The organism is Xanthomonas sp. SHU 308 (assembly GCF_000364645.1).
In the GTDB taxonomy this organism is placed as follows: Bacteria; Pseudomonadota; Gammaproteobacteria; order Xanthomonadales; family Xanthomonadaceae; genus Xanthomonas_A; species Xanthomonas_A sontii.
Genome location: NZ_AQOK01000527.1, coordinates 1 through 590, shown reverse-complemented (window position 1 = coordinate 590; position 590 = coordinate 1). Strand labels below are relative to the sequence as shown.

Sequence of the window (590 nt, the reverse complement as noted above, 5' to 3'; positions counted from 1 at the left end):
GTTGCCGCGCGCGCTGTTCACCCGCATCGGCGGCTGGGACGCCGGCTATCGGCTGCATGCCGAGGATCTGGACCTGTGCCGCCGGGTGCGCCAGGCCGGTGCCACGGTGGCGGTGCTGAACACTCTGCGCGTGCTGCACGTGCGCGGCGTGTCCAGCCGCAAGCGGCCGTGGTTCGTCGAGTGGCACAAGCACCGCGGGCTTTGGCGCTACTTCCGCAAGTTCGAGGCGCCCAGCCGGGCGTGGCCGGTGCGGGCGGCGGTGTGGGCGGTGATCTGGCTGCACGCCTGGGTCACCTTCGCCCGGCTGTGCTGGCGCCGCCCTGGCTGAACGAAATCGGCCGCGTTGCGCGCGCGTGCGGCATGGCAACATAAATTCGCTATATTGGGAAGTACGTCACTTAACAAATGACGTGTTCCGCCGATCTCTCCTGGACCGCGCCTGCTTTCCGGTTCGGGGGAACCCCACCAGGAACTCAACCATGCATGATTTCGACGGCGTGCGTCCGCGCACCCACGCGCGCGCCTGCGCGTCCGCTGTGCCCATGCCCGCTGCCCACCGCGCCACGCCTGCGCGCCGCGCGCGGCTGGCG

Annotated in this window: 1 pseudogene; it reads left to right on the top strand. The window is 70.2% G+C overall.

Features of this window, described 5'->3' with window-relative positions:
• A pseudogene (locus tag D588_RS0115735) lies at window positions 1-328 on the top strand (glycosyltransferase family 2 protein); the annotation flags it as partial.
• Window positions 329-590 lie beyond the last annotated feature (262 nt).